Raw genomic sequence first — 862 nt, 5'->3', positions numbered from 1 at the left:
GGGGGCGCCCGGGCCGGCCGGCCCGCCGCCCCCCGCGCCGGCGGGGGCGGTGGGCCGGCGGGCGCGGGCGGGCGGGGCGGGGGGGGGCCCCGCGGCCGCGCCCGGGCCCCCGGCGCCCCCACCGCCGCCCGTACGGCGCGGTGAGCGAATGGACCCGCGCCGCTCACGGGTGCCGTGGTCCGGTGCAGCGCCGGATCGGGCAGCATGGGGCCATGGAGCGCACGCTGGATGACTGGATCGCCGAGGTCGCCGCCGACCTCGGCATCGACCTGGACGTCGACGTACCCGGACTGCTCGACCTCACCCGGGTGGTCGCCCACGGGGTCGCCCGCCCGGCCGCCCCGCTGACCGCCTTCCTGGTCGGCTATGCGGCGGCCCAGCAGGGCGGCGGCGCGGACGCGGTCGCCGCGGCCGCCGCACGGACCGCCGTCCTCGCCGAGCGGTGGGCCGCCGCCGCCCCGCCGGAGCCGGCGTGACCGCCGCCCCGGCCGGCGCGACCGCACGTACCGCCGTGGACCTCCCGTCCGGTGCCGCCGAGGCCGCCCGCGACTGCCCCTGGCCGCTCGCCCGGCAGATCGCCCGGGAGGCGGTGGCCGCCCCGCTGGACACCCACCGCGTCGACCTCGCCGCCGCGCTCGGCCGCACCCTCTCCGAGCCGCTGACCGCCGTCACCGACCTGCCGGGCTTCGACACCTCCGCCATGGACGGCTGGGCAGTGGCCGGCCCCGGTCCCTGGCGGCCGGCCGGGCGACTGCTGGCCGGCGCCGCGCCCCCTCCGCGCGCCCCCGGGCAGGCGGGCGGGGTAGCGCCCCCGGCGCCCCCCGCCCCCCCGCGCCCCCGACGAGCCCGGCGGCGGCATCGA

The 862-nt window shown here is 83.8% G+C and carries 2 pseudogenes; both read left to right on the top strand.

Annotation, left to right across the window (positions count from 1 at the left end):
• Positions 1 to 188 precede the first annotated feature (188 nt).
• Positions 189 to 476: pseudogene (locus ACFV0G_RS36885) on the top strand (DUF6457 domain-containing protein); the annotation flags it as partial.
• A pseudogene (locus ACFV0G_RS36880) lies at positions 473 to 862 on the top strand (molybdopterin molybdenumtransferase MoeA); the annotation flags it as partial. The pseudogenes ACFV0G_RS36885 and ACFV0G_RS36880, both read left to right, overlap by 4 nt.

The sequence above is a fragment of the Kitasatospora sp. NPDC059571 genome (genome assembly GCF_042735675.1).
In the GTDB taxonomy this organism is placed as follows: Bacteria; Actinomycetota; Actinomycetes; order Streptomycetales; family Streptomycetaceae; genus Kitasatospora.
The sequence above is the reverse complement of the archived record's forward strand: the minus strand, read 5'-3'. Positions and strand labels throughout refer to the sequence as shown.